Genomic DNA, 21,385 nt, shown 5'->3' with positions numbered 1-21,385 from the left:
CCCGCAGGTAGCCAGCTTGCAGGGGGTTTACTATCTAGAACCGCGAACGGTATACGGCTATGCTGTATCTCGGCGCCTAATCCGCAATGGAACGAAGGGTTGAGACGTCTATATCCCACAAGGTATACAGGGCTCGGCCATAGATGAAATGAGATGGGACGGTGGCAGATGAACACCCTGATGTTCTTCTATACCCTAGCGATACTCGTGATCTGTATTGTGACGGCAGTGCTTTCGCTTGCCGCCTATGCCTCGTCTCGTCGACGCTTCTTTATCTATGGCAGCGGCGTTTTTATTTGCTATGCCATCGAGATGACCGAGATCTTCTTTTTTGAATACACGTTGCAAAACCAGAGTTTTCCAGCCAGCGACTATTACTCAATTACCATGCCTGTGTTGCGGACCCTTGTGGCGACCGCTTCACAAGCTTTTATCTGGCTCATTGCCATGGATTTGTTCGACAAGCATTCAAAAAAGCAGTTTGTCATTCCCGTCGCAACGTTCTTGCTGAGCGAGCTGCTGATTATCGTCGCTGTCCCCTACGGCCCCATTCATCAATGGCTCTACTACACGATGCGTCAGGTATTCCTTGTTTTCGTGGGGCTATATATCTTTTGGACGGCACGCAAGAGCACACAAGTCGAGCTGAAGGCACGCGTTAACAACCAACAAAAGCACCTGATTATCGGCGCTATTCTGGTCGGTTGCATCGTTGCCGAGGATTTCTACAACATTCTGATTGTCCCCATGAGTCTGGCGCCCTCTTGGCTGCAACTATATCTGTCCGAGCGCAACTTTAGCGAAAACGTCTTTGCCTGCTACTTTGCGATTCTGCTGATCATCTACTCCTACCACGTGCTTTCAATCCGCATGCAGGAGGCGCCCGAGGAAAAGAACGTCAGCGATCTTGATCGACACATCGAAGAGCAGATGCCCTTCTATCGCAACGCCTACAAGCTCTCCAACCGTGAGACCGAAGTTATGCGTCTGGTTGTGCTGGGCAAATCGAACCAAGAGATCGCTGACGAGCTATTCCTTGCCGTGGGCACCGTCAAGACCCACATCCACAACATCCTGGTCAAAACCGAGCAGCAAAACCGCACGACGTTGATCCTCCACTTTTGGAAGCGATAACCTGCCAAAAAGGGACAGGTTTATTTTGGCAGGTTTTATCTGGACAAACGTCGGCCGCTGCGAGGGAGTTGCCTTCCCTCGCGGCGGTCTTCTAGCAGCAAAAACCAAGTGAGTAGACTTCTTGCAGGAAGCCGAGCACACCCCAAATCGCCACAGCGCTGACCTGCGGTTTTACCGAGCATTTGTCGCGATGTGCTCGGCAGATCCAAAAAAGTCTACTCACTTGCATCTGAGGCGTACCGGAAAGGCAAAAAACCGCCGCGGAAGGGGGCCGACTCCCTCCGCGGCGGTTGTTTGCGTTGGTTTTGCGACGGTTTTGCCCGTCTGCTACTCGCTGTAGCGGGTGGCGATGGCAGCTTGTACCATGCCGGCGCTCATGAGGTACGTCACCAGGAAGTAGCCACCATAGGCTGCCAGGAAGATCGCACAGGTGAGGCCCACGGTGCCGCCGATGCTCATATTTCCGAATATGCTCACCAGCTCGATGATCACCTTAAGTGCCACAAAGGAGTGCGCTAGGCCCACTGCCAGCGGGAACAGGAAGAATACCGCTTGCTGCGCCATCACCGAATGGCGAATCTGGCGGTCGTCGCAGCCGATCTGTGCCAGCACACGATAGCTGCGGCTGCCATCGGCCACGTTGGAGAGTTGCTGGATCGACAGAATCGCCGCGCATGCAACGACCAATACAAAGCCGATGTAGATGGCTAGGTAGCTAATAAGACCGTTCATTTGCGCTGCTTGCGTGTACATCTCGGAGCGTGTGATGAAGGTTCCCCACGACCCCGGCTTCTTGCCGTCAACGAGCAGATCGTCGAGCAGAGTGTATTTAATGCTCTCGTCTGCCTCGGTCGTATCCATCCCCTGTTTGTAGTTAACGAGCAGGCTACTGGAATACGGCTGCAGATTAAGTTGGGACAACAGCTCGTCGGCAACGACGACGGTACCCGGATTACTGCCCATCGCCGAGTTGGCGATGGCCGCCGTATCTTCGTCCGACTTATCGGTTGCGGGCTTGAGCGTATGCCCGCCCAAGGTAAGGGCATGGCCACCAGCCATATACTTGGTGTACAGGTCGACCAGCTCGCCGCCCATATCACACGTGAGCAGATACTGGTCGTGACCGATGTGCACCGGCTCCTCACCCATCATCTGACGCAGTTTGTTGTACTGGCTCGCCGGCGTCACAAACAGACCCATCGTATCGGCATTGCTACCCCCGAACGCCTTGGGAAGCTTTTCGCCCATGATCTTGCACATCTCACTTGGGGTCACCGAAGGATTCGAGCCGCCAAACGGGTAACTCAGATACGAATCGATCTGCACATGCTCACCGGCAACATCGGCGATATCGACCTTCTTGCCGGTCTCGTCGTTGTTGTCCGCCGAACTGTCCCTGCCGTGCCATGCGGGGTACAAATCGACCGTTGTATCGGCCGGCACCATGCGATCGGCTTCATCAGACGGATTGACGTACTCTTTGTAGTAGTCGAACGTATCGGGCGTGTAATAGACATACGTCTGAGACACGTCTACAGGGTTATAGCGCTCCAGGTTTTCGTTCATCACGTTGGCAATCGACATACCGCACGTCACCGAGGTGATGGCCAAAAACAGGAGCATCGCGATGACGCCCATCGAAAAGCACACCGTGTTGACCTTGGCCGCAAGCTGGCGCACGGTAAACATGTTGAGGCCGCGCCAATACACGCCGCGCAGGCTCTGCAGCAGCTTGATGAGCATGCCCGAGAGTCCCCAGAACAGGGCAAAGGTGCCCACGGTAACCATAGCGGTCGTAATACCAAACTGGTTCATGGCCTCTTGCAGCTTGCTGTCCGTCGCGGTTAGCGGGAACCCATCACGTAGCAGACGGTAATAGGCCACGCCCACAAGCACCACGCCCACGGCAAAGATGGCAATCGCGATCCAGGGGTTGCGTGTCTTGATGCTCTCGTTGCGACGCTCGGCACCCATAAGCTCGATGAGTTTGGTACGACGCACGGCACGAAGGTTCAGCAGTAGCGTGAGCACAAACATTACGAGCATGCAGGCAAGGGTCAGGTTGAACGCATGCACCGAGAAAAAGAAGTGGAAATTGGCGATCTGTGTCTTAAAAAGCGAGGCCGTAAAGAACGTCATGAGCTGGGAGAGTCCCACACCCAGCACAATGCCGACGACAAAGGCCACGACCGATACTATCACGGTCTCGAGCGCCATGATCGTGGCGACGCGCCCGCGCCCCATGCCGAGCACCTGGTACAGGCCAAACTCCTTTTTGCGGCGTTTCATGATGAAGTTATTGGCATACACCATCAAAAAGGCCATGACACCGGCCAAAAAGTACGTCAGGTCGCCGAGCATGCTGCCCATTACCTGCGCCAAGCCCTTTTCATCGATTCCGGCGATGTCGACCTGCATCGAGATGGTGTTAAAGGCATAGAAGACCGTGACGCCTAGGGTGAGCGTCAGCAAGTAGACGAGGTAATCGCGGCCGGCGCGGCGGACGTTGCCCCAAGCGAGTTTACAGAGCATCGGAGCCCTCACCGCCCATCATGGCAACGACCTCCATAATGCGGTCGAAGAACTCTCGGCGGTCGGTATCGCCGCGGCGCAGCTCGGTGAAGATCTTGCCGTCGCGAATAAACAGCACACGGCTCGTGTAGCTGGCGGCAAAGCTGTCGTGCGTGACCATGAGTACCGTGGCGCGCAGGCGGCGATTCAGGGCCTCCAGGCTCTCGAGCAGCAGACGAGCGCTTTTGGAGTCGAGGGCGCCGGTGGGCTCGTCGGCCATAATCATAGTGGGGTCGGTGACGAGCGCGCGAGCCGCGGCAACGCGCTGCTGCTGACCACCGGACATCTGGTAGGGATACTTGTCGAGCACCTGGCTGATGGACAGGCGCGCTGCCACATCCTGCACGCGGGTCGAAATCTCTGCCGAGTTTGCGCGGGCGATGGTGAGCGGCAGGGCGATGTTCTCGCGTGCCGTGAGCGTATCGAGCAGGTTGGAATCCTGGAAGATAAAGCCCAGCTCCTCGCGGCGGAACTGCGAGAGCTTGGCCTGCTTCATGCGCGTCACATCCTGGCCGTTGATGCGGATGGCGCCACTCGTGGCGGCATCGATGGTCGACACGCAGTTGAGCAACGTCGACTTGCCCGAGCCCGAGGCTCCCATGATGCCGACGAATTCGCCGCGGTTGACGGTAAAGTTGACGTCGTTGAGCGCGCGGGTCACGTTGCCCAGCGCTCCATATACCTTTTCGAGATGCGCGACCTCCAGTACCGGGGTCGCCATGTGCGTGGTTTGCATACCGAGTCCTTTCTTGCGATTAGTCTACGGCATCTATAGTCGCAGGGAGCCGAGTCGGCTACCATCGATATGGCTTACGCTTGCCTTACCGTTGTGTAAGGTACGGGTAGCTAGCCTGTCACTTGTTGATGTTGAGAGAGGACTCCTGTTGAAGACTGTTCATGTTGCCGCTGGGATCATTCGCAAGGAAGGATCTGACGAGCTGCTTGCCGTGCAGCGCGGCTATGGCGACATGCGGGGACTTTGGGAGTTCCCAGGCGGCAAGCTCATGCGCGGCGAGACGCCCGAGGACGCCGTGCGCCGCGAGCTCATGGAAGAGCTGCAGGTGAAGGTCACCAACCTGCGTGACTTCTACACCGTTGAGTACGACTACCCCGATTTCCATCTCTCCATGGAGTGCTACTACTGCTCGCTCGCCGATGAATCCGATGAGCCCCAGAAGCACGACCGCCAGCTCGATATCCGCTGGATTCCGCGCACCTCGCTTGCCACCGTTGAGTGGATGCCCGCCGACAAAGGGCTTATCGATGCTCTGATTGAGTTGAGGGAAGATCGGCTTGAGGCCAACGGCACTGCCAACTACGCCGACGCCACCGCGACCGACGAGCCCTCCACCGAGCCCAAGCGCGCACCTAAGCGCCGCAGCAAGAAGCGTCCCAAGCCCGGCCTGCTCGACGGCATCGATACCTCGGACCTCTCCGCTGACGAGCGCGAACTGGTCCGCCGTCGCGCCGCCATCAAAAAGTCCATGAAGGGCAACAAGCGCGCCAACACCAAGCCCGAGCTGCTCGTACGTCAGCGCCTACGGGCCGCGGGCCTTACGGGCTATCGTTTGGAATGGAAGGTACCCGGCAAGCCCGACATCGCCTTCCCCGGCCGCAAGATCGCCATCTTCGTCAACGGTTGCTTTTGGCACCGCTGCCCCAAGTGCAACCCAAGCCAGCCCAAGCGCAACGTTGAGTTTTGGGAGGCAAAGTTCCGTCGCAACGTCGAGCGCGACCGTGCTGCTGTGGCAGCGCTCACTCAAATGGGCTGGACGCCCATAACCATCTGGGAATGCGAACTCAAAAAAGACCGCATCGACGCCACGATGGAAAAGGTCATCGAGCAGGTGCGCGCCACAGAGCCGCAGCGCTAACAGCGAGCATTCACACGCTCCGCACGTCCGCGCCACATCCACGTCACAAACCTTAGAAAGCCCTTAAGCTCAAAACCTTTCAAGAGTGTTACTCGATACCTCTGAACTGCAGTTTCATCGTAACATCAAACCAGGTTAAGCCTTTCTTTAGCGCTTCTTTTCAGCAGCCGCGGCATAATACTGCCAACGCACGGGACCTAGCAGCACACCCCGTGCGCAACCTTTTGGTGGACATCGAGGAGGCCGCATAAGCATGCATTCTTCCAATGACGCAACACAGCAGCCATCCCTAACACATGCAGACCTTTTCTCCTTCCCCCCGACACAGAGAAATGGCCTCCTCGACTCCCCCACCACAAAAGCAAAACGCTCAACCGACCAGAACCTCAACTTGCGAGCATCGTTCGAAAAGCTCCAAGCATCCCTAGACAAGGCGTTCCCCGAACAGGCAAGAGCAATCTAAGCCCATCGCGCTTTATACTGATGCCATGCGAAACATGGATCACATAGAATTGCACCGCGGAGGACGCGAGGAAGCGTTTCCCGAGACCGCCGATGACTGGCCCTATATTGCCGAACGCGCAGAATTCGCTCGCTATCCGGGCAATTCCGTCCCCTGGCACTGGCATTCCGAAGTTGAGCTTTTCTACATGGAGCAGGGAGCGATTGACTATCGAACGCACGCGGCTCATGAGCACGTACGCTTTGAGGAAGGGTCCGCCGGCTTTATCAACGGCGGCGTTTTGCACAGCACGCTGCAATCACCCAATTCGGCGCCAGCCATTCAAATGCTGCATATCTTTCAGCCGTCGATGCTCGGCGATCCCGCGGGACGCCTTCAAAAGCGCTATATCAATCCTTTGCTGCAATGTCGAGGCGTCGATGTGCTCAAATGGTCGCCCACCAACCCCGACGATATGCCCTTTATCGATTTGCTAAAGAGTTCCTTTAACCACGACCTTCAACAGCCGCAGAACGAGATGGCGCTTCGAAATAGTTTGTCAGAGCTCTGGATTCAGATTAACGCCAAGACCGAACCGCTCTTTTCTTCCGACGGCGCCTCTTGGATGACCAGCCGCGACGTACAGTTCAAGGCAATCCTGGACTTTATCCGCGCAAACTATGCAGCCGCTATAGATGTGCCCCAGATGGCATCTGCAGCCGGCGTAAGCGAAAGAGAGTGTTACCGCATTATCGAAACTTGTGCAGGAACGACCCCGGCGGCATATCTACGCGCATACCGCATAAACCGTGCTTGCGAACTTTTGGCACACACCACGAGAACGGTACAGACAGTCGCGCGCCAATGCGGATTTATAACAGCAAGCCATCTTGGCCAGGTATTTAAAGAACAAATGGGGTGCACTCCTTCGAGCTATCGAGCAGCGAGGCAGAATCTCGATAGCACCAGGCAGAAATCCCGCTAGCCCTTCTTCTGTCACTGCATCAAACTTGCAGGCAAACAACAGAGAGGAGCAATCATATGAAGCACTTTGACCATATCGTATTTGACGTTGATGGGACATTGGCAGATACAGAAGAAAGCGTTCTGTCATCGCTTGTCCAGATTGTCCAAGAAGAGACCAGCAAAACGCTTCCCCGACACGAGCTTGACTTTGCCCTCGGCATACCCGGCAAGGATGCCCTTGAGAAACTTGGGATCTACTCGCAGGCAACGTTGGATCGCTGGTGCCAAGTTGCCGCCAGCTTTAAAAGCACCATCAGCGTGTTTCCAGGTTTGCTTGAAGTCATCGCAACGCTCGCCGATAGCGGCTGCAAACTTGGCATCGTCTCCTCACGTGCGCGCGACGAATACGCAAAAGAAATTGCACCCCTTGGTTTCGATAAGTATTTTGAGCACATCATCCTTGTCGAAGACACAACCGAACATAAACCCGCACCCGCACCCATGCTCGAATATCTCCGACGTGCGGGCGCGAATCCTGGCAACGTCGTCTACGTTGGCGACACCGTCTACGACGAACAATGCGCAACTTCAGCAGGGGTCAGTTTTGCCCGAGCAGCATGGGGATCACACCAAGATATCCCAAACGCCACCTACAACCTCAAAACCCCCAACGACCTACTAACCCTAACAACCAAATAACCCACGCGCCCCACCCTTTCAGCCCTAACGCCACAAGGGCGATTGAACAGGACAGCTTGGGCGGGCCCCCGCACTTAGTTTCCAAAATCATTCCGCAGCGCGAAGGCTTCTTATTATTTTCCGCCCTAACGCCACAAGGGCGACGACCTCGAGTAGGTCAACCTGGGAGGGACGAGGGTTTAGTTCCCCAATCTTTCCGCAGGGGGCAAAAAGCCTCGTCGCACGAAGTGCGCAGCGAGGCTTTTTGCATGCCCGAGGACGATTGGGGAACTAAGCCCTCGTCCCTCCCCGGGATATGTAGCGAGTCGGAGTACCCTTGCTGTTACTCTGCTTTGCCCACAGAGTTGAGGTTGGTCATGCGGATCTTAACCAGCTCGGTGATCTCGCGCATGCCCTCCTTGGCCGGCTTCTTGGGATCGAAGCAGGCGGGGTTCTCGGCCATGTAGGCCATGAAGCCCTTGGTGTAGGCCTGACGCAGCTCGGTGGCGTAGTTGACCTTGCAGATGCCGTTCTTCACGGCCTCGGCAACCTGCTCATCGGGCACACCGGAGGTACCGTGCAGAACCAGCGGCACGTCGACGGCGTCGCGGATGGCCTTGACCACGGACTGCTCGATGTGCGGATCGCTCGTGTACACGCCGTGGCTGGTGCCAACGCCAATAGCGAGGGAGGTGCAGCCAGTGCGCTCGACGAACTCCTTGGCCTCGGCCGGATCGGTGTAGGGGCTCTCGCCCTCAACCGCGGGACCGTCGTCCTCCTTGCCGCCAACCTTGCCGAGCTCGGCCTCGACGGGCACGCCCATGGCGCGGCCAGCGTCGGCGACGGACTTGGTCAGGGCAATGTTGTCCTCGAAGGACTCGTGCGAACCGTCGATCATGACAGAGGTGTAGCCAGTGCGGAAAGCCTGCATGCAGCGGTCATAGCCATCGCCGTGATCGAGGTGCAGAGCGACGGGCACGGAAGCGCGCTCGGCGGCAGCCTTGACCATGCCGTAGAAGTAGTCCAGACCAGCGGTCTTGATGGTGCCCGGGGTGGTCTGCATGATGACGGGGGACTTGGTCTCCTCGGCAGCGGCCAGAACGGCCATAACAAACTCGAGGTTCTCGACGTTGAACGCGCCGACGGCGTAGTGGCCGGCCTGAGCGTCCTTGAGCATCTTTTCGGTGGTAACAAGTGCCATGAGCGTTTGCTCCTCTCCCTCGCCCGCATCTGGACATCGGGCGTAGTTGTTCACAAGGCGTTTTACCTTGTGTTTTGCTGCACTTATTGTATGAAATTCAGCGGCTTTGCACGTGCGAGATATTGAGCCCATGCAGGTCAATACAGCCGTTTTTGAAAAGTAAACGGAAGGAATTGGAGCCGAGTGGGCGTGTTCGATATTGAATTTTGGGCGTTCGAGGTCTTTCTTTTATAGAAAAAGTAAGTAATCGAAAGGCGTTTTCTTACTTAAAAAGAAAATGAACGAAAATAGACTCAACACAATTCCTGCAAATTTCAGACGATGATGGAGCGGATATGGCCCATGCAACAACCCGAGCTTTCGCCGATGAGCGTCGTGCCGCCATTATGGAAATGCTCGAACATAACGCCTCGGTGCAGGTAGCAGAAATCGCCCAGACCTTTGGCGTGTCCTCCGTTACCGCCCGCGCCGACCTAGACGCGCTCGCCGAGTCCGGCAAGCTGCGCCGCACGCATGGCGGCGCCGTGTCGCTCCAGAAGCGACTGACCGTATCCACCCAGGATCGCCGCATCAACGTCAATGTCGCCGCCAAGCAGGCCATCGCACAAAGCGCCATCGAACTCGTCAATGACGGCGACACGCTGCTCGTCGACTCGGGCACCACAGCGCTCGAGTTTGTCCGGCTCCTCGACCAGCGCGATGGCATCACCGTCATCACGGCCGACATTACCATTGCCGATTACATCGACGAGAGCATGCCCTCAGTCGATGTCGTCATGCTGGGCGGGGCACTGCGCAAAGGTCATCGCTATCTGTACGGCCCACTTACCATGCAAGCGCTCCAAATGGTCCACGCCGACCTTGCCGTCATGTGCCCCGGCGCCTTTGTTCCCGGCTGCGGCTTTACGACCGACTTTCCGCAGATGGCCGAGACCAAAGCGGCTATGGTCGGTGCCGCCCGTCAAAGTGTCGCCCTCATGGACGCCAGTAAGGTCAACGGACGCGGCATGTACCGCTTTGCCGAGCTGACCGACGTCAACGCCATCGTGATGGACCGTGACCCCGATCACGCCGTCGCCACCTCAATCGCCGAGATCGTCGACAACGCCCGCCCAAATCTCCTCATCGCCAGCGCTTAAACAAAAACCACCACAAAGGCACCTTTGTGGTGGTTTGAGCGTTAAACGTGAGCGTATCGCTACTTGGAGAGCTCGTTAGCGAGGGCCTCAATCTGGGCGCGCGATGCGTCGCTGAGCGAACCTAGCACGGTCACCTTGTTCTGCGTCAGGGTGATGTCCTTCATGCCCTCGAGCTCCTTGGTCATAACCTTGGCAGCGGCGGGCGCCCAGGAGCCGGCCTCGACAAGCGCCACGGTACGGTTCTGGTAGGCATGCTCGGCAAGCGTATGGATAAAGGTGCTCATGAACGGGAAGATCTCGCCCTGATAGGTGATGGAAGCGAGCACCAGACGGTCATAGCGGAACGCATCCTCAACGGCCTCGGCCATGTCGTCGCGAGCCAAGTCAAAAACGGAGACCTTCTGGCCGCGAGCCTCGAGCGCAGATGCAAGCTCCTCAACGGCAGCCTTCAGATGGCCGTAGACGCTCGCGTAGGCAATGGTGATGCCCTCATCCTCGGGCTGATAGCTCGACCAGGTGTTGTAGGTGTCGAGGTAGTAGCCCAGGTTCTCGGTCAGCACGGGGCCATGAAGCGGGCAGATGATCTGGATGTCCAGGTCGGCGGCCTTCTTGAGCACGGCCTGCACAAACTTGCCGAACTTGCCCACGATGCCAAAGTAGTAACGGCGCGCCTCGCAGGCCCACCCTTCCGGATCCTCGATGTCGTTGGCGCCAAACTTGCCAAAGCCGTCGGCACTAAAGAGCACCTTGTCGGTAGCCTCGTAGGAGAAGAGTACCTCGGGCCAGTGAACGTTGGGGGCGCCGACAAAGGTCAGGCTGTGGCCACCCAGATCAAGCACGTCGCCCTCTTTGACAACCATCTTGCGCTCGGGGAAGTCGGTGCCAAAGTAGTTGACCATCATACGGAAGGCGCCCATGCTTGCCACAATCTGCGCCTGGGGATAGCGCTCCATAAAGGCGGCGATGCCGGCGGAGTGATCGGGCTCCATGTGATGGATGACCAGGTAGTCGGGCGTGCGGCCGTCGAGTACGGTCTCGAGGTTGCCGAGCCACTCGTCGACAAATCCGCCATCGACCGAATCGGCGACAGCGATCTTCTCGCCCAAGATAACGTAGCTGTTGTATGCCATACCGTTCTCGGACACGTCGTACTGGCCCTCGAACAGGTCGATGTCATGATCGTCAACGCCAATGTAGCGGATATCCTTGGTGATCTCCATCAGGCAAAGCCTCCTAGATAGACAAATGAACCCGTCTATCATAGCACTCGCCTTCATAGTCACGGCTATCTGCCGGCATCCTTACCGATTGTTATTGATATGCAACGCCGAGCCGTTGACCTGCGAAAACTATGCGCGCGGCGCTGCCGTGGTGTGTCGAACGATGAGCTGACCGGGAATGCGAATGGCAACGGTTTTGCCCGCCGTACCCGCCTCGGGAACCGCATGCTCGAATACCTCGCGCCCACGCTGATGCAAGTCGAATCGAACGGTCGTGAGCTCGTTATGCGCGACAAAGTCGTCGAGTGAGTCATCGACACCCACCACGCTCACGTCCTCGGGCACGCGCAAGCCGCTGTCGCGCAGCGCTGCAATTGCGCCATTTGCCATCTGGTCGTTTGCCGCGTAAATCGCCGTCATGGTGCGATCGTGCTCGGCCAGATATCTGCCGGCCTCGTAACCGCTGTTGGCAGACCAGTCGCCCTCGAGCGGCTCTGCCGGCTCGATGTGTTTACGCTCGAGCGCATCCTGCCAACCGGCGCGACGAAATTGCTCGTCGACCGAGAACGACGGGCCGCCAATATAGCGAATCTGCTCGTGCCCCAGCTCAAACAGATGGTCCATAAGCAACAGCGAGCAGCCGTAATGATCGGAGTCGACCGTAGTCACCCGCGGGTGCGCATACATGGTGACGATAACCGTGCCGATACCCGGTAACGGATCAAACGTCTCAAAATCGGGCGCCATACGGCTCATGCCGATGATGATGCCGTCCACGGGCAGCGCGGCCATACGACGCGTTGCCTCGGCAAGCGAGAATTCCTCGGTCTTGGACATCTCGACCAGCGTGATGGCGCAATTATGCTCGCGAGCTGCGCTGGCGATGCCGTCGATCATTGAGAGGTTCCCAAACTTGGTGACATCGTTGACGCACAGACCGACCGAATGGTAACGGCCGTCGCGCAGCGAGCGACCGGCATAACTCGGACGGAAGCCGAGCTCCTGCATGGCGGCTTGCACGCGCTGGCGCGTCTGCTCGTTGACGTTAGGGAGGCCGTTGGCAACGCGCGAAACCGTCTGCTGCGAAACGCCAGCAGCGCGGGCGACGTCGGCCATGGAGACCGGACGCGTACCTGTATCGTTGGACGGGCGCCTTACCACAGGATCACCTTCACCCTCGCGAGATCTGAATAGCGTGCATGCCGGCCCGGGCAGAAATACGCCCCGCGCCGAAGCCCGCTATCGTCGGACGCATGTTAACGTACTCTACTTTTTCAATCCGCAACTCTTCTGCTCTATAAGTCCATACGGCAATACCGTTCACGGCTGGATTTCTACCGATTACCAGATTCTCAAAAAGTGATAAGTGTTGTGTTATGAGTACGTTAACATAGCCCGTAACGTGCGGCATCGTAGATGCTGAGTTTATGCCACTTCAGATTGTTAACGTACTCACTACGACGGAAAACTCGTCAGTATGCGCCAAGGAAAGGACCCTCATGACCACCCCCGACGAAAAGACACTCGCCACGCTCACCAAGCTGTTTGAGGAGGAGTTTGGCCCCATCGGCGATCGCCAGGTGCTCTATGTGCACGCGCCCGGCCGTTCCGAGATCAGCGGCAACCACACCGATCACGAGGGCGGTCACGTTATCGCCGGCTCGCTCGATGTCGCCGTCGACGGCATTGCCGTGGCGACCGATTCCAACAAGGTTCGCGTCGCCGACGAGGGCTATCCTACGTTTGAGATCACGCTCGATACGCTAGACGTTCAGGAGTCCGAGAAGGGCACGTCCGCAAGCCTCGTCCGCGGCATGGCCCACGAAATCGCCTCTCTGGGCGTTGAGCCCCAGGGCTTCGACTTTGCCTTCACCTGCTCCGTCCCCTCGGGCGGCGGTCTTTCGAGCTCCGCTGCTGTCGAGGCGGCATACGGTCGCGCCATGGAGACGCTCTGGGACGCACCCGCCATCGAGCCCGTCGCGCTCGCCCAGATGAGCCAGCGCACCGAGAACAACTATTACGGCAAGCCCTGCGGTCTGATGGACCAGGCCGCCGTTTGCTTGGGCGGCCTCGCCTACATGGACTTTGAGGATCAGGCTCAGCCTAAAACCCAGAAGCTCGAGCTCAACTTTGAGGATCACGGTTATGCGCTCGTGCTCGTTAAGGTCGGTGCCGACCACGTGGCCGCCACCGATGACTACGCCGCCGTTCCGCGCGAGATGCAGGACGTCGCCGCCGAGTTTGGCAAGGCACGCCTGTGCGAGGTCGACGTTGCCGACTTTGACGCCAAGCTCCCCGAGCTGCGCGCCAAGCTGGGCGACCGTGCCTGTCTGCGCGCCGTTCACTACTGGTACGAGAACGGCCTGGTCGACAAGCGCTGGGCAGCCCTGAACGCCGGCGACATCGACCAGTTCCTGGTCCTGACGCGCGAGTCCGGCGCCAGCTCTGCCATGTACCTGCAGAATGTCGTTGCCAAGCTGGGCTCCGAGCAGCCTTCCATGTATGCCCTGGCGCTGGCCGAGCACGTGCTCGACGGCCGCGGCGCCGTTCGTATCCACGGTGGCGGCTTTGGTGGCACCATCCAGGCCTTCGTGCCGCTCGACCTGGTCGACACCTTCATCGCCAAGATGAACGGCTGGCTGGGCGAAGGCTCTGCCCGTCACTACGCCATCTCTGACAAGGGGGCTTACGCGGCATGGCTGTAATGACTGACGTGCGCGAGGCCGCGCAGAACCTGATCGAGTACGCTATCCACCGATCGATGATCGGCCAGGACGATCGCATCTGGGCATACAACACCATTTTGGAGTGCATCGGCGCCACGGGCCCCGCACTCGACATGACTTGGGCACTCCAAGTTGAGAAACTCTCGCTCTTGCACCCCGATACCCTGCCTGACTTTGACCTGGAGGGCACGCTCGCCGCGCTTGCCGAGGCCGCCGTTGCCAACGGCGCCGCCGAGGACACGGCGTCGGGCCGCGACCGCATCGCCATGCGCATCATGGGCGCGCTGATGCCGAGGCCTTCGGTTGTAAACGAGGAGTTCGACGGCCGCATGGGCGTCAACGAGCCCCGCGCCGCGACCGACTGGTTCTACGGTCTGTGCTGCGACGCCGGCTACGTGCGCCGCGCCGCCATCGCGCGCAATATCAAATGGAACACCCCCACCAACTGGGGTGACCTGGAGATCACTATCAACCTGTCAAAGCCCGAAAAGGACCCGCGCGATATTGCCGCAGCCGGTGCCGCCAAAAACACGGGCGAGAAGTATCCCGCCTGTCAGCTCTGCATCGAGAACGAGGGCTACCCCGGACGCTCCGCCGCAGCCGACGGCGGCGCTCATCCCGCCCGTCAGAACCTGCGCGTTATTCCCATCCAGCTCGACGGCGAGCGCTGGGGCTTCCAGTACAGCCCGTACGCGTACTTTAACGAGCACTGCATTGCCATGAGCTCCGAGCATCGCCCGATGCACGTCGACCGCAAGGGCCTGACCTGCCTGCTCGACTTTGTCGACCTGTTCCCGCACTACTTTATTGGCTCCAACGCCGATCTGCCCATCGTGGGCGGCTCGATTCTGTCGCACGACCACTTCCAGGGCGGTGCGCACGAGTTCCCCATGATGCATGCCGCCGAGGTCTCGCAGTTTAGCGTGCCCGGCTTTGACCAGGTCACCGGTACCGTGCTGCAGTGGCCGCTCTCGGTGCTGCGCCTGCGCTCGCATGACCGCGCCCAGCTGCTCGACGCTGCCGAGAAGATTATCCTCGCCTGGCGCGAGTGGACCGATGAGTCTGTGGGCGTCATCGCGCACACGGCCGATGGCGTGGCGCACAACACCGTGACGCCCGTCATCCGCCGCGTCGACTCCCGCGGCAATGCCGGCGGCGAGATTTACGAGGCCTACCTGGCGCTTCGCTGCAATATCACGACCGACGAACATCCGCTGGGCGTTTTCCACCCGCATGCCGAGTACCACCATATCAAGAAGGAGAACATCGGCCTGATCGAGGTCATGGGCCTGGCGATTTTACCGCCGCGCTTGGTCCCCGAGCTCGGCGCTGTCCGCGAGCACCTGCTGGCGGCCAAGGCCGATGCCAGCTACGACCTTGCCGCCGCGCTCGAGGGCGACGACCTTTGCCACAGCCACGCCGCATGGGCCGAGGACGTCTATGCCCGCCGCGCCGATGAGCTCACGGCGGACAACGCCATCGATATCCTGCACGAAGAGGTCGGCGTGGTGTTTGGCCACGTGCTCGACAACGCCGGCGTCTTTAAGTGGGACGAGGCGGGACGCGCCGCCCAACAGCGCTTTATCGACTCGCTGTAGAGCACGGGCCCGAACGTTCAACAGCAGCCCACACGACATAGCCACCTACACGACAACGGTGCCCGCCGGCAATATCGCCGACGGGCACCGTTTTTTGAGTGTAGTCATCGGGGACGTTCTTAAACGACTAGTCATTAAAGAACGTCCCCGATGACTACTTGCGACAAGGCAACGCCGATGTTTTGGCAACGACAGCGAAAACCCGCCAGAGCGAGCAAGGTGCCTTGAAACGAGGCGGCATTGACCTTCTGGTCATGCCGCCGAAGTTGAAAGGCAGATTGCCGCTCTGGCGGGTTTGCAGCGTCGAGCCGTTACGGCGTTTGGTAAAACGCCGTAACCTTAAAGTTCAGTCACGACAACGTTGTTGAAGATCTCGTCCCAGCGGTCCATGACCAGGTGGCCGGTCTTGGGATCCATGGCGTTGAGCTTGCCGCAGGTATTGGCGGTCTTGAGCACCGTGACGTCGTCGGCGCCAGCAGCAATGGCATGTGCAAAGCCGGCGATGGTCGAGTCGCCGGAACCCGTTGCGTTCACAGCCGCAATCGCGGGCGTCTTGGCGCGGAACGCGCGACCCTCATGGAAGCCCACCGAACCGGCAGCGCCCATCGAAACGACAACCCAGGGGATACCGGCAAAACGGTCATCGGCGGCAAGCGCCTCGCGCAGGGCATCGACATCATCGGTCGTAAAGGACGTACCCAGTAGGCCGTTAATCTCGGTCAGGTTGGGCTTTACGAGCTCAGGCTTAGCGTCGGACTCCAGCGCGGCCTCCAGCGATGCACCCGAAGTGTCGAGCAGCACCTTGGCGCCCGCCTCCTCGGCGATCTTGACGAGCTCGGCATAGTAGCCGGCATCGACGCCACGCGGCAGCGAGCCCGAAAGCGTCACAACGTCCGCCTTCGCTGCAAGCTCGGCAAACTTGGCCGTAAAGGCCTCGAGCTCGGCCGGAGCGATCTGCGGGCCGCTCTCCAGCAGCTCGGTCTGATTACCCTCGTGCAGAATATTCAGGCAAATGCGCGTCTCACCGGCGATGGGCACAAAGTCGTTCTTGACGCCGTCGGCATCCATAAGCTCGGCCATATAGGCACCCATGTGTCCGCCGAGCAGACCGGTCGCGAGCACATCGTCGCCCAACTGCAGCAGCACACGGCTCACGTTGAGGCCCTTGCCGCCAGCGGTCTTTTCGGGCGTCACACGGTTCACGTCGTCGATGATCAACTTGTCGAGCTGATAGCGCGTATCAATCGACGGGTTCATGGTAACGGTCAGAATCATGTTGAACTCCTGTTCCGGGGCGGCATAACCCGCCCCAAACATACGATAACTCGTTAAAGGATCTCGATCTCAAAGCCGCGGGTGACGGTCTCTCCCGGCTTGGCCTCCAGGCAGCCACGCTTGTGCTCCAGAATATCGTCCTCGTCGGAGCAGGTGGACAGGCCGCCCCACGGTTCCACGGCCACAAAGTCACCCTCGGGCTTGCTCCACACAATCAGGTACGGCATATCGGGGAACGTCAGGCGCACGCCCTTGTCCTCGGTCTTCTTGGTCAGCGTAACCACGCGGCTCTCGAGCACGTCAAAGATGGTCTCCGCGAAGTCGAAGAGTTCGTGGGTAAGCGGCAGGTCATGGCCGATCATGGGGTTCTTGCTGCGATGCTCAACATCAATCAGGCCCGTCGAGGGAACGGCAGTACAGAGCTCGGTGGCCTCACGCTGCTCAAAACGAAGCTCGTAGTCGTCGTAGGACTCGCCCTCGTCAAGCGGGCACTTAAAGCCAGGGTGACCGCCCACAAAGAACGGCATGTCCTCGGTGCCCTCATTGGTCACCTCGTACGACACGGCCACCTTCTCCGCATCGATCGTGTAACGAGCAACGATCTTAAACGGATACGGGTACTGCTCGAGCAACTCGGCATGGTCGGCAGAGCTTAAGCTCAGCGCAACCATGTTGTCGCTCTGCTCCTCGAGCTTCCACTCCTGCTTGCGAGCAAAGCCGTGGCGGGCGAGCTTGACCTCGCGGCCGCCCGTGGTCATTGCGCGACCGTCACGAAGGCCGCCGCAGATCGGGAAACAAATGGGTGCCTGGCCCGACCAGACCGCCGGGTCACCCTGCCACAGGTACTCACGGCCGTTGGCCGCAATAGAAGTGAACGACCCGCCCGCCGTGCTCAGTGCTACGCGGATAGAACCGTTATCAAGAACAAACTCCATAGGAGCCTTCCCTTTCTTACGACAGCCCGCCAAGTCAATAGGGCTGATAGAAAACCGGCCCGCGCCCCCTCACAGAAACGCGAGCCGTCAATTGAAAAGCTGCAAATCGCCAAGTACAGCCAAGAGCGAAGCACTCAAGCCAAGCAAGCAAACGTGTTATCGGAGCAGCTCGCCGTATCGGAAATCTTCGCAACAACAGCGGTAACCCCACAGGTCACCTCAACGTCAGCGAGAAGCCAGCTGGTGAGGCAAGGTGCCGTGAAGCGAGGCGGCATTGACCTTCTGGTCATGCCGCCGAAGCTGAACGGCAGATTGCCCACCAGATGGCTTCGCAGCGTCGACCCGTTACGCGGTTTGGTAAAACCGCGTAACCTCCTTAGTCGTGGTACTCGCCGCGGTCCCACTTCTCGAGGAACTCGTCAAAGAAGTGCGGGTCAGCCTGAGCCTCGGCGTCGGCCTTATTGCAGGCATCGATCTTGGCGATCAGGGCATCGTGCTCGGGGGTCTTCTCGTAGGGCTCCTCCAGGAAGGCAAGCATGATATCGGCCATCAGGAACTCGCCGGTAATCTTGCCGCCAAAGCCCACGATGTTGGCGTTGAGCTCGCGACGGGCATACAGGGCAGAGGTCATGTCGCGGACCAGGGCGCAGCGGGCGCCGGGAACCTTGTTGACGGCGTTGGTGATGCCGATGCCGGTGCCGCACAGGGCCACGCCAAAGTCGGCCTTGCCGCTGGCAACAGCCTCGCCCACGGCCTTACCGTAGATGGGATAGTGCGTACGGGTGTGGCTGTAGGTGCCGCAGTCGAGCACCTTGTAACCAGCCTGCTCCAGGCGGTCGGCCAGATAGATCTTCTCGTCCGTAACGATATGGTCGCAACCGATTGCGATGGTCTTCTTCATCAGAACGTCCTTTCGTCTGAATTCACAAGTTGAGGTAGAAGTTCGAGTTCTCGGTGGCTCTCGTTAGGCCATCTTGTTGAGCATGTCGACACGGATCTGGTGACGGCCGCCGGCGTACTGTGCACGCAGGAACTCGCGGGCGATCTTCTTGGCGACCTCGGTGCCCACAACGCCCGGGCCCATGGTGACCATGCGCGAGCCGTTGTGCTCGCGGGTCATGTAAGCGGAACGCTCGTCGGAAATGTTGGCGACGACCATGCCCTTGATCTTGACGGCGGCCATATAGGAGCCGACGCCGTACTTATCGAATGCGAAGCCCTGGGAATCCTTGTGCTCCAGCAGGTCCTTGGCAACGGCGGTCGCGGAATCGACAAAGTCCGCGGCAGGGGTCTCGGAATAGTCGACGACCTCGTGACCGTCGGCGATGAGCATCTCCTTGATGGACTCCTTCATCGACATACCGTCGGCATCGGAAGCGATTACAACCCTCATGACATCCTCCTTGAGAGATACGCAGGTGCGTAGTTTCTGTTTGGAAGTGTTGAATCGCGTTCAGGTCCGGGCATCTGAATGTGCGGTTCTTCACTGTTCATGTTTATTTGAACACATTCGAACAGTAACTGCAACAACTATTTGTTTATCTTTGTTCTTTTTTGAACAAATATCGTTCACGGATGATTGCTGACCGTTTGAGCCGGGCGCGGACGTAGCGACCATGTGTTCAACAAACAAAAGGGCGGCCAAGAACGTGTCTCGGCCGCCCTTCGGCGGTATTCCCCGGTATATACAGCTGTTTTAGCTACTCGGACTGCCCACCCTATTTGGCGTGCTTGGACGGAGCACTCAGAAAGCGGCCCGTCAAATAGTTCGCCGGGCCGGAAATATCGATCCCCAGCAGTACGTGTCCCAGCCACAGGAACGCCACGAGCACCAGCAGCGGGATAACGCACGAAGTCACGATCATCACGATGACGCCTTCGATGAGGTCGGTCACCTGCTGCACGATCTCGTCGGTCATCTGCTTGGCACCGCTGGTCACCGACGTAACAAGGCTCGAGGCCCCATCAGTCAACTGCTCGAGCACGTTTTTGGACTCCGTGGCCTCGGATTTTTTCTTGTTCGATTTTGAGCTGGTCTCGGCTGACTTGTCCGTGGTGTCGGCCGCGTCCGCAGCGTCCGCAGCCTTTTGCTCAGCTTGCTCAATACTTACGCGATACGTTTCATCGACCTTCTGCGACACCCAAACGCTTGCAGGCACCAACGCCATGCCGATCACGGCAACTACCAGCACGCGTGTCGCCACACGGCGCAGGACAGCGCTCGTGCTCCAGCGCCCGTGAATGCCGAGCGACACCGCAAAGAGCACCAACGCAAACGGGATTAAGATGCCCAAGCCAACCGACCACAAAATGGTTAGCAGGTATTTCTCGAGGTAGAGCACGGCAAGCACGATACCAAGGTTGCCTGAAAGCTGCGCGAGCTGCTCGGCAACCGGCGTTCCCGTATCACCCGGCAGCGCGGTAATGCCCGCAGACAGCGCCACGCACGAGGTCGTGAGCGCCAGTACGTTACCCTTCTTTTGGTCGATGACCTCGATGGTGGAGTCCCAAGTTTTGGTATCGGCGAAATGCGGACGAGCTACAAAGCCCGACAGCAGCGCCAGGACCACGAGCGCAACGATAAAGCCAATCTGCAGCTTTTTGTTTGCGCACACGACATCGGACAGACTGGGCTGCAGCTCGGTTACCGCCGTGTGCTCGGTTATCTGGACAGGACGCCCATGAGCCATCTCGTGCGCATCTTTCTTTTGAATCAATCCGTTGTCCGGCATTTGGATACCTCCTCATTCCGGCCTGTATTGCGGATGGAAGTATACCCACCGAGCAAAAATCGAACGGGAGGACGAACGGAGCGCACCAAGACTGTCCCCAATGACCAGTCGTTTAAGAACGTCCATTACAGTCGAAATTGTCAGCCCGGGACCGTCTCGGGCTACGATTGAGGCGCGCCCAGAACGGGCCGCCGACCGGGCGCCCGCGCACGGCCGAACGTCCCTGCCCCCGAGAGGGCCCGTTGGGTGCTGCCGGCGCGGGACGCGCCGCCCCCGACGGCTGATAGGAAAGTGCCGGGCAGGCGCCGCGGCTGGTAATGTGAGTGCCGAGGGGGAGGCCATCCGGTCGAACGACTACCGGAAGGATACCACCGTGAAAGCGCCATCCACCAGGCCCGCGGCCGTGCTCGGCCTGGACGTCGGCAAGTCATCGCACTGGGCCTGCCTGATCGACCGCGACGGGGAGGTGCTGGCCAGCGCCCCCGTCCGCAACAGGGAGGCCGAGCTCGACGCGCTGTTCGCCTCCGCGCCCGCCGGCACGCTCGTCGTCGTCGACCAGTTCCGCAACATAGGGTCCCTCGCCGTGCGGCGCGCCCGCGCCGCGGGGCTGGCGGTCGCCTACCTTCCCGGCCTCGCCGCCAGCCGCGCCGCCGGGCTGTTCGCCGGCGAGGCCAAGACCGACGAGCGCGACGCCGAGGTGATCGCGCGGACCGCCCTGGGCGTGCCGGACTCCCTGTCGGGGGTCCCGGGCCGCGGCGAGGCCCTCGAGGCCGCCCGCGCCCTCTCGTCGCAGCGCGACCACGTCGTCGCCTGCGCGACCAGGGACAAGAACCGCCTGCGCGCGGTGCTGCTCGAGTCCTGCCCGGCCCTCGAGGCCGCGGTCGACCTGTCGGA

The 21,385-nt window shown here is 59.3% G+C and carries 18 protein-coding genes; 8 read left to right on the top strand and 10 right to left on the bottom strand.

The window, feature by feature from the left end; translation table 11 throughout:
* The first annotated feature begins 168 nt into the window (after positions 1-168).
* The gene (locus DXD48_RS07700; protein WP_158548960.1) at positions 169-1,134 is read left to right on the top strand and encodes a response regulator transcription factor; all 966 of its coding nucleotides are present in this window, start codon (positions 169-171) and stop codon (positions 1,132-1,134) included.
* Positions 1,135-1,461: 327 nt separating this feature from the next.
* On the opposite strand, the gene DXD48_RS07695 is transcribed toward DXD48_RS07700, so the two are convergent.
* Positions 1,462-3,666, bottom strand: a complete 2,205-nt coding sequence (locus DXD48_RS07695) for an FtsX-like permease family protein (protein ID WP_117564693.1) — start codon at positions 3,664-3,666, stop codon at positions 1,462-1,464.
* Entirely contained in the window at positions 3,656-4,441 is a 786-nt protein-coding gene (locus DXD48_RS07690; protein ID WP_117564692.1) for an ABC transporter ATP-binding protein, read from the bottom strand. The genes DXD48_RS07695 and DXD48_RS07690 overlap by 11 nt, the downstream gene beginning before the upstream one ends.
* Positions 4,442-4,589: 148 nt before the next feature.
* Between DXD48_RS07690 and vsr the strand changes: the two genes are divergently transcribed.
* The 3 genes from vsr to DXD48_RS07675 all read left to right on the top strand — a co-directional run bounded on the left by vsr (position 4,590) and on the right by DXD48_RS07675 (position 7,686).
* On the top strand, positions 4,590-5,579 hold the full coding sequence (gene vsr, locus DXD48_RS07685) for a DNA mismatch endonuclease Vsr (RefSeq protein ID WP_117564690.1): 990 nt from the start codon (positions 4,590-4,592) through the stop codon (positions 5,577-5,579).
* 497 nt (positions 5,580-6,076) lie between these two features.
* Entirely contained in the window at positions 6,077-7,006 is a 930-nt protein-coding gene (locus tag DXD48_RS07680; protein WP_158548959.1) for an AraC family transcriptional regulator, read from the top strand.
* 56 nt (positions 7,007-7,062) lie between these two features.
* On the top strand, positions 7,063-7,686 hold the full coding sequence (locus DXD48_RS07675) for an HAD family hydrolase (protein WP_089572377.1): 624 nt from the start codon (positions 7,063-7,065) through the stop codon (positions 7,684-7,686).
* A 322-nt stretch (positions 7,687-8,008) separates the two neighbouring features.
* Here the strand turns inward: DXD48_RS07675 and DXD48_RS07670 are convergent, their stop codons facing one another.
* Positions 8,009-8,866 carry a class II fructose-bisphosphate aldolase gene (locus tag DXD48_RS07670; protein WP_022095149.1) on the bottom strand — a complete coding sequence of 286 codons (858 nt, stop codon included), beginning with the start codon at positions 8,864-8,866 and terminating at the stop codon, positions 8,009-8,011.
* 335 nt (positions 8,867-9,201) lie between these two features.
* On the opposite strand from DXD48_RS07670, the gene DXD48_RS07665 reads away from it, so the two are divergent.
* Entirely contained in the window at positions 9,202-10,005 is an 804-nt protein-coding gene (locus tag DXD48_RS07665) for a DeoR/GlpR family DNA-binding transcription regulator (protein ID WP_117564687.1), read from the top strand.
* Between the two features lie 59 nt (positions 10,006-10,064).
* On the opposite strand, the gene DXD48_RS07660 is transcribed toward DXD48_RS07665, so the two are convergent.
* Positions 10,065-11,225 carry an FprA family A-type flavoprotein gene (locus DXD48_RS07660; protein WP_117564685.1) on the bottom strand — a complete coding sequence of 387 codons (1,161 nt, stop codon included), beginning with the start codon at positions 11,223-11,225 and terminating at the stop codon, positions 10,065-10,067.
* A 129-nt stretch (positions 11,226-11,354) separates the two neighbouring features.
* On the bottom strand, positions 11,355-12,341 hold the full coding sequence (locus DXD48_RS07655; RefSeq protein ID WP_117564683.1) for a LacI family DNA-binding transcriptional regulator: 987 nt from the start codon (positions 12,339-12,341) through the stop codon (positions 11,355-11,357).
* A gap of 383 nt (positions 12,342-12,724) precedes the next feature.
* Here DXD48_RS07655 and DXD48_RS07650 point away from each other — a divergent pair, with 383 nt between their 5' ends.
* Together DXD48_RS07650 and DXD48_RS07645 are read left to right on the top strand one after the other, a co-directional pair.
* A complete protein-coding gene (locus tag DXD48_RS07650) occupies positions 12,725-13,930 on the top strand; it encodes a galactokinase family protein (RefSeq protein WP_117564681.1) in 1,206 nt (401 codons plus the stop codon).
* The gene (locus tag DXD48_RS07645) at positions 13,921-15,549 is read left to right on the top strand and encodes a UDP-glucose--hexose-1-phosphate uridylyltransferase (protein WP_233502326.1); all 1,629 of its coding nucleotides are present in this window, start codon (positions 13,921-13,923) and stop codon (positions 15,547-15,549) included. The genes DXD48_RS07650 and DXD48_RS07645 overlap by 10 nt, the downstream gene beginning before the upstream one ends.
* A gap of 339 nt (positions 15,550-15,888) precedes the next feature.
* On the opposite strand, the gene DXD48_RS07640 is transcribed toward DXD48_RS07645, so the two are convergent.
* From DXD48_RS07640 to DXD48_RS07620, 5 genes are all read right to left on the bottom strand, one after another.
* Entirely contained in the window at positions 15,889-16,824 is a 936-nt protein-coding gene (locus tag DXD48_RS07640; protein ID WP_117564736.1) for a hexose kinase, read from the bottom strand.
* Positions 16,825-16,877: 53 nt separating this feature from the next.
* Positions 16,878-17,759: an aldose 1-epimerase family protein gene (locus DXD48_RS07635; RefSeq protein ID WP_117564678.1), complete on the bottom strand. Its 882-nt coding sequence runs from the start codon at positions 17,757-17,759 to the stop codon at positions 16,878-16,880.
* A gap of 376 nt (positions 17,760-18,135) precedes the next feature.
* Positions 18,136-18,660 (bottom strand): galactose-6-phosphate isomerase subunit LacB, encoded by a 525-nt coding sequence (lacB, locus tag DXD48_RS07630; protein WP_006234831.1) that lies wholly within the window; start codon positions 18,658-18,660, stop codon positions 18,136-18,138.
* 63 nt (positions 18,661-18,723) lie between these two features.
* The gene (gene lacA, locus DXD48_RS07625) at positions 18,724-19,152 is read right to left on the bottom strand and encodes a galactose-6-phosphate isomerase subunit LacA (protein ID WP_006234830.1); all 429 of its coding nucleotides are present in this window, start codon (positions 19,150-19,152) and stop codon (positions 18,724-18,726) included.
* A gap of 325 nt (positions 19,153-19,477) precedes the next feature.
* Positions 19,478-20,491 carry a hypothetical protein gene (locus DXD48_RS07620; RefSeq protein WP_055252625.1) on the bottom strand — a complete coding sequence of 338 codons (1,014 nt, stop codon included), beginning with the start codon at positions 20,489-20,491 and terminating at the stop codon, positions 19,478-19,480.
* 373 nt (positions 20,492-20,864) lie between these two features.
* Here DXD48_RS07620 and DXD48_RS07615 point away from each other — a divergent pair.
* Positions 20,865-21,385: transposase (locus DXD48_RS07615; protein ID WP_147324159.1), on the top strand; the 521-nt coding region annotated here is incomplete at its 3' end.

This window comes from Collinsella sp. TM05-37 (genome assembly GCF_003436455.1).
Lineage (GTDB): Bacteria > Actinomycetota > Coriobacteriia > Coriobacteriales > Coriobacteriaceae > Collinsella.
Note: the sequence above shows the minus strand (reverse complement) of the source record. Positions and strands in the feature narration are given on the sequence as shown.